Raw genomic sequence first — 5,837 nt, forward strand, 5'->3', positions numbered from 1 at the left:
GGAGGTGGCGCCGCCTTCCGGCTCGGCACACCACCCCCCCGCTCGGGGGCACGCAACGCCCCCCCCCCCAAACCCACCCCCCCCCCGCTGCCGGGCGCCGTCGTCGTTTCCGGGGCGTAGCGGAAGCCACGCAAGGGGGTGCGTCGCGAGGCGGCGCCCGCTTTGGGACGCTCTGACGGAATCCGCACAGGCCTTCGAACAAAGGCGCCGCCCCTATGCCGCAAGGGCCGGTATGGTCTGGGGTAACCGTGGACGCGGGGTACCGGAGTCCCCCTGCGCGAGGAGTCCCAACGTGCTGATCACCCATGACACCGAGTGCGCGCTGAGCATCCTCGTGGATCTGCTCAACACGGCACCCGAGGTGTGCGGCGACGAGCGACTGCCGGACGTCGCCGCGCTGGACGCCTTCGTGGTCCGCCAGGAGATCAGTGAGATCGACTCACTGACCGAGGACGACCTGCGCCAGGTGCACGAGCTGCGCACCCGGCTGCGCGAGGTGTTCGGGACGGAGTCCACCGAGGCCGCCGCCGAACTGGTCAACGCGATCGTCGCGGCCGCCGGGACGACGCCCCGGCTGGTCAATCACGACCACCACGACTGGCACATCCACTACTTCGCGCCGCACGCCGCGCTCGGCCCCCACCTGGCGGCGGAGCTGGGCATGGCCCTGGCCTTCATCCTGATGGCGGGCGAGCGGGAGCGGCTGCGCCGGTGCGAGGCCCCGGACTGCGCGCGGGTCTTCGTGGACCTCTCCCGGAACCGCTCGCGGCGCTATTGCGACAGCCGCACCTGCGGCAACCGGCTGCACGTCGCCGCCTACCGGGCGCGGCAGCGGTCGGCGGAGGCCGTCGCCTCCGCCTGACCCGCCTGCCTCCGGCCGGCGCGCCTCAGATGCCGCGCTTGCGGAGGATCTCCTCGATGTCGGCGAAGTCGCCGAGCCCGTCGTCCCGTTTACCCGTCTGCTTCTTCGCGGGCACCTTGGGCGGTTGGGCCACGGCGGGGCGCTCGGGGGCCGGACCGGCGGCGGCCGGGCGCTCCGGAGAGTCCTCCAGGGCTCCGCGGCGGTCGATCCAGCGGGTGACGACCAGCAGGGCTGCGGAGACGCCGAGCAGGACGATGCCGGTCCACACCCGGGGGTCGAAGACCAGCTTGGTCGCCCAGTCGGCGAACTCCCGGCCGATGGTGCCGGCCAACGGGAACAGGCCGGTCAGGTAGAGCCCGGCGGGCAGCAGCGCCACCGCGAACCAGCGGGTCGCCGAGCGGAAGCGCCGACGCCAGGCCCGTTGTCCCGCGACGGCCACGCCGCCGGCCGTGAGGAGGAAACTGATCGCCGCGGTCAGCACGAGTGGACCCCTTCGTCTCCGGTCGTCCTGGTCATCGGTGCCTCCCTGTCGGTTCGTCCTCGGGCGCACCGCCGGGCGGGAACGGGCACCCACTAGTGGAACACTGGGGGGATGATCGATGGTTCCCTCCCTCGCCTCGAGTTCTGGTGCGACCTCCAGTGCCCGGACTGCCGTACCGCCCTGGACGACGTACGGGCGCTGCGCGCCCAGTACGGCGACGCGCTGCCCGTGGAGCTGCGGCACTTCCCGCTGGAGAAGCACAAGCACGCCTACGCCGCGGCGGAGGCAGCCGAGGAGGCGTTCGCCCAGGGGCTGGGGTGGCCGTTCGTGGAGGCGCTGCTGGCCCGGGTCGAGGACCTGGACGCCCGCGGGCAGCAGGTGCTGCTGGAGGTGGCCCGGGAGGTCGGGGTGGACGTCGAGGAGGTCGACACCGCGCTGGTCGACGGCCGGCACATGCTGATCGTGGACTCCGACCAGGCCGAGGGCAAGGCGATCGGGGTCACCGGCACGCCGACGTACGTGATCGGTCGCGAGCGGCTGGACGGCGGGAAGAGCCAGGACGGGCTGCGCGAGCGGATCGTCGCCGCCGTCGAGGCCGCGAAGGCCTCCTGACGATCCGTCAATTCGTCACAGTGGCTTGCCGAAGCAACGGTTGACGATCCGGTAGCCGAGCGAGGCGTAGAGCCGGAGGGCGACCTCGTTGCCGGCGAAGACGTTCAGGCCGATTTCGCGCACCCCGGCGGCCAGGCACTCCCGCTCGGCGAGCAGCATCAGGGTGCGGCCGTGTCCCCGGCCCCGGTGGGCCGGGGACACCTCGACGACCATGACCCAGGCGAGCGGGGTGCCGTCCGGCAGGTCGCGCAGGTGGAGGTTCACCCAGAGCGAGCCGAGCGGGTCGCCGTCCGCACCGCCCGGGCCGTCCGTGCCGTGGAGCCGGCGCAGGACGACGCCGGGGGTGTCGGCGCCCTGCGGGAGGACGTTGCGGTGGTCCAGGGCCGACTTGGCGTGGGCCTGCTCCTCGGTGAGGCCGGAGTCCATCAGGGAGCGGACGTACTCCCGGGCCGCCCTGTCGATCCAGGCCGGGAACTCCGCGGCGCCGATCGGGCGGGCGGTGACGCCGGCGGGCAGGGCCGGGGCGGTGGTCGGGCTCTTGCCGAGGTTACGCATCCGCTCGGTGTAGCCGAGGGCGGCGGCGAGCCCGCGGGCGACCGGGGCGGACTCGGGGACCACCACGTCCACCCGGGTGCAACCCCAGGTGCGCAGCACCTCCTCGGCGGCCAGCGCACCGAAGGTGCCGCGGCCCCGGCCGCGGCCCTCCGTGATCTCCAACTCGGATATCTCACCCCAGAGTTGGCTGCCATGGCGGGCCGAGGTGGTGCGCAGCGCACCGACCTGGTGGCCGTTCGCGAGGATCCGCCAGCGTCTGGTGCGGCCGCCGGCCGTGGTGGGTGTCTCCGGGCCCTCGGGGCGCAGCGTGGTGGTCATGTGGTGGTCCCTTCCCCTCGCCGGGAAGGTTATCCACGTGGCCCGTGGCGTCTCCCCGGCGTTCTGCCCGGGCCCGGGATCAGGGGTCGAGGTCGTCGCCGCTGCGCTGGGCGAAGACGTCCATGGCCTTGGCGGTGACCGGGCCGATGCCGGGCAGTTCGCGGTCATCGACGCGGGTGACGGCCTGGACGTCACGGGTGGTGGAGGTCAGGAAGATCTCCTCGGCGTCCTGCAGGGCGCCGAGCGGGAGGTCGGCCTCCTCGGCGCCGCACCAGTCGATGACCAGCTGCCGGGTGATGCCGGCCAGGCAGCCGGAGGCGAGGGTGGGGGTGAGCAGGCGGCCGTCGACGACCACGAAGACGTTGGTGCCGGTGCCTTCGCAGAGCAGGCCGGCGGTGTTGGCGAAGAGGGCCTCGGAGGCGCCGGCGCGGTGGGCGGCGGCCAGGGCGACGACGTTCTCCGCGTAGGAGGTGGTCTTGAGGCCGGCGACCGCGCTGTGCTCGTTGCGGCGCCAGGGGACGACGAGGGCGGCCGTCTCGTCGGGGCGGCGGTTGATGGCGCCGAGGGCGACCACCAGGGTGGGGCCGGTGGTGCCGCGCTCGGATCCGAGCGGGGCGTTGCCGCCGGTGAAGGTGACGCGCAAACGGGCCAGCGGGGCCGGGTTGGCGGCGAGCACCTGGGCGCAGGCCTCGCGGACCAGGTCGTGGTCGGGGTCGGGCAGGCCGAGGCCGCGGGCGGAGCGGGTGAGCCGGTCGAGGTGGCGGGTGACCGCGAAGGCCCGGCCGTCGACGGCCTTCAGGGTCTCGAAGACGCCGTCGCCGGTGGTCAGGCCGTGGTCGAGGACCGAGACGGCGGCGTCGGCGGAGTCGACGAGGGTCCCGTTGACCCAGCTCGTGGTGCGGTTGTCCATCGAGGGCTACTCCTAGGCGCGGTGCGGCTCATGATCGGTGTGGGTGTCGCTGTCGATCTCGCTGCCCGACGCTATCGCGACCAGCCGGGCGGCCTTCAGCTCGGTTTCGGCCCATTCGCGCTCGGGGTCGGAGCCCCAGGTGATCCCCGCGCCGGTGCCGAAGCGCAGGACCGGCGCCTGCCGGTCCTGCCGGTCGAGCCAGAAGGTGCGGATGCCGACGGCGAGTTCGCCCTCGCCGCGATCGGCGTCGACCCAGCCGACGGCGCCGCAGTAGGGGCCGCGCGGGGCGGTCTCCAGGGCCTCGATGATCCGCAGGGCGCTGGACTTGGGGGCGCCGGTCACCGAACCGGGAGGGAAGGTCGCGGCGAACAGTTCGGGCCAGCCGGCACCGTCGCGCAGGGTGCCCTCGACGGTGGAGACCAGGTGGACCAGGCCCGGGTGCTTCTCCACGGCGCAGAGGTCGGGGACGGTGACGCTGCCGGTCCCGCAGACCCGGCCGAGGTCGTTGCGGACCAGGTCGACGATCATCACGTTCTCGGCGTGGTCCTTCTCGAGGAGGTCGTCCTCGGTGCGGCCGGTGCCCTTGATCGGCCCGGAGGAGACCGTACGTCCGGAACGGTGCAGGTAGAGCTCGGGAGAGGCGGTGGCGATCTCGACGCCGTGCTCGGGCAGTCGGATGGTGCCCGCGTACGGGGCGGGGTTACCGCGGGCCAGGAGGCCGGTCAGGGCGTCGATGTCGCTGCGGTCGGGGTCGGGCAGCGGCCCGGACAGCACTCGGCACAGGTTGGCCTGGTAGACCTCGCCGGCGGCTATGTGCTCGCGGATGCGGCGCACACCCGCGGTGTAGGCGGCGCGGTCCAGGGAGCTGTGCCAGCTGCCGGCGGCCGGGCCCTGCCAGCCGGTGCCCGAGGGCGGGACCGGGGCGGGGCGGACGTCGTCGAAGCGGGCGCAGGTCAGCCGGCCCTCGAAGTCGTAGGCGACGGCCCAGTAGCCGGCGGAGTCGAGCGCGGCCGGGTCCGAGGTGACGTCGCGCAGCCCGGTGGCCAGACGGCCGCCGAAGCGGGCGAGCGGGGTGTGGGGGGCGGGGTGGCCGGACACGGTTCTCCTGCGCGGTGGTGCTGGGGGCGGCGGTGCCTGAAGTGTAGGTCGGCGGGCGTGGCCCGGGTCGGGCCCGCACTCTCCGCACTCCCGGCGCTTCCGGCGCTCCCACTGCTTTCCGCGCCCCCGGGTGCGAGCAGCCGAGTGCGTCACGCTGGTGTGCGCCGGGTGACCTGCGGATGATCGTCCGGGAGCGCCGCAGGTGGCGGCCGGTGACCGGCCGGAAGGGCTGACGGGACGGCACTCCGCGGGCATCCCCTCGGCACGCTGCGGGAACGGATTTTTAGCTGGCCCGGGAATCCGCTAGAGTTCAACACGTCGCCGGGGAGCGCAACCGAAGAAAAGCGGTGAAGATCCCGGGAGACAGGCGGACGTAGCTCAGTTGGTAGAGCATCACCTTGCCAAGGTGAGGGTCGCGAGTTCGAATCTCGTCGTCCGCTCGATGGAGAACGGTGTAAGGTCGTTCTTCATGTGTTGCCTGGTGGAGTGGCCGAGAGGCGAGGCAACGGCCTGCAAAGCCGTGTACACGGGTTCAAATCCCGTCTCCACCTCCAAGAGGTCCTCCCGGTTCCACCGGGAGGCCTCCCCGCGCGATTAGCTCAGCGGGAGAGCACTACCTTGACACGGTAGGGGTCACTGGTTCAATCCCAGTATCGCGCACGTCGGACCTCATGGGTCTGCTGCAGGAACGCCTCACCAGGCGCGATTAGCTCAGCGGGAGAGCACTACCTTGACACGGTAGGGGTCACTGGTTCAATCCCAGTATCGCGCACAGTAACAGGCCCTTCGAGGCCTGCTGCACAACCGCCACATCAGGCGCGATTAGCTCAGCGGGAGAGCACTACCTTGACACGGTAGGGGTCACTGGTTCAATCCCAGTATCGCGCACAGTAACAGGCCCCTCGGGGCCTGCTGCACAACCGCCACATCAGGCGCGATTAGCTCAGCGGGAGAGCACTACCTTGACACGGTAGGGGTCACTGGTTCAATCCCAGTATCGC

General features: G+C 72.2%; 6 protein-coding genes and 6 tRNA genes. 8 read left to right on the forward strand and 4 right to left on the reverse strand.

The genetic code is table 11. The annotated features are described in order from the left end of the window. Positions 1 to 292 precede the first annotated feature (292 nt). A complete protein-coding gene (locus tag ACZ7BZ_RS18680; protein ID WP_465744658.1) occupies positions 293 to 862 on the forward strand; it encodes a CGNR zinc finger domain-containing protein in 570 nt (189 codons plus the stop codon). A gap of 25 nt (positions 863 to 887) precedes the next feature. On the opposite strand, the gene ACZ7BZ_RS18685 is transcribed toward ACZ7BZ_RS18680, so the two are convergent. Further along, complete coding sequence (locus ACZ7BZ_RS18685) at positions 888 to 1,343, reverse strand: hypothetical protein (protein ID WP_470359231.1); 456 nt, start codon at positions 1,341 to 1,343, stop codon at positions 888 to 890. 111 nt (positions 1,344 to 1,454) lie between these two features. On the opposite strand from ACZ7BZ_RS18685, the gene ACZ7BZ_RS18690 reads away from it, so the two are divergent. Next, positions 1,455 to 1,955: a DsbA family protein gene (locus ACZ7BZ_RS18690; RefSeq protein WP_470359232.1), complete on the forward strand. Its 501-nt coding sequence runs from the start codon at positions 1,455 to 1,457 to the stop codon at positions 1,953 to 1,955. 15 nt (positions 1,956 to 1,970) lie between these two features. On the opposite strand, the gene ACZ7BZ_RS18695 is transcribed toward ACZ7BZ_RS18690, so the two are convergent. From ACZ7BZ_RS18695 to ACZ7BZ_RS18705, 3 genes are all read right to left on the reverse strand, one after another. After that, positions 1,971 to 2,828, reverse strand: coding sequence for a GNAT family N-acetyltransferase (locus tag ACZ7BZ_RS18695; protein WP_470359233.1), 858 nt, complete (start codon positions 2,826 to 2,828; stop codon positions 1,971 to 1,973). A gap of 79 nt (positions 2,829 to 2,907) precedes the next feature. Further along, on the reverse strand, positions 2,908 to 3,738 hold the full coding sequence (locus ACZ7BZ_RS18700) for an aminotransferase class IV (RefSeq protein ID WP_470359234.1): 831 nt from the start codon (positions 3,736 to 3,738) through the stop codon (positions 2,908 to 2,910). 12 nt (positions 3,739 to 3,750) lie between these two features. After that, positions 3,751 to 4,836 carry a chorismate-binding protein gene (locus ACZ7BZ_RS18705; protein ID WP_470359235.1) on the reverse strand — a complete coding sequence of 362 codons (1,086 nt, stop codon included), beginning with the start codon at positions 4,834 to 4,836 and terminating at the stop codon, positions 3,751 to 3,753. A 367-nt stretch (positions 4,837 to 5,203) separates the two neighbouring features. On the opposite strand from ACZ7BZ_RS18705, the gene ACZ7BZ_RS18710 reads away from it, so the two are divergent. The 6 genes from ACZ7BZ_RS18710 to ACZ7BZ_RS18735 all read left to right on the forward strand — a co-directional run bounded on the left by ACZ7BZ_RS18710 (position 5,204) and on the right by ACZ7BZ_RS18735 (position 5,837). After that, positions 5,204 to 5,276 (forward strand) — tRNA-Gly (locus ACZ7BZ_RS18710). A gap of 40 nt (positions 5,277 to 5,316) precedes the next feature. Continuing rightward, a tRNA-Cys gene (locus tag ACZ7BZ_RS18715) sits at positions 5,317 to 5,390 on the forward strand. A gap of 34 nt (positions 5,391 to 5,424) precedes the next feature. Further along, positions 5,425 to 5,496 (forward strand) — tRNA-Val (locus ACZ7BZ_RS18720). Positions 5,497 to 5,536: 40 nt separating this feature from the next. Further along, a tRNA-Val gene (locus ACZ7BZ_RS18725) sits at positions 5,537 to 5,608 on the forward strand. A gap of 44 nt (positions 5,609 to 5,652) precedes the next feature. Then, positions 5,653 to 5,724, forward strand: a tRNA-Val gene (locus tag ACZ7BZ_RS18730). A 44-nt stretch (positions 5,725 to 5,768) separates the two neighbouring features. After that, positions 5,769 to 5,837: transfer RNA gene (locus ACZ7BZ_RS18735), tRNA-Val, on the forward strand.

The sequence above is a fragment of the Kitasatospora sp. NPDC036934 genome, assembly GCF_055608425.1.

Excerpts from the sequence above, each read along its gene's own strand:
- ACZ7BZ_RS18700 (WP_470359234.1), bottom strand. The coding sequence starts at position 3,738 with ATGGACAACCGCACCACGAGCTGGGTCAACGGGACCCTCGTCGACTCC.
- ACZ7BZ_RS18695 (WP_470359233.1), bottom strand. The coding sequence starts at position 2,828 with ATGACCACCACGCTGCGCCCCGAGGGCCCGGAGACACCCACCACGGCC.
- ACZ7BZ_RS18690 (WP_470359232.1), top strand. The coding sequence starts at position 1,455 with ATGATCGATGGTTCCCTCCCTCGCCTCGAGTTCTGGTGCGACCTCCAG.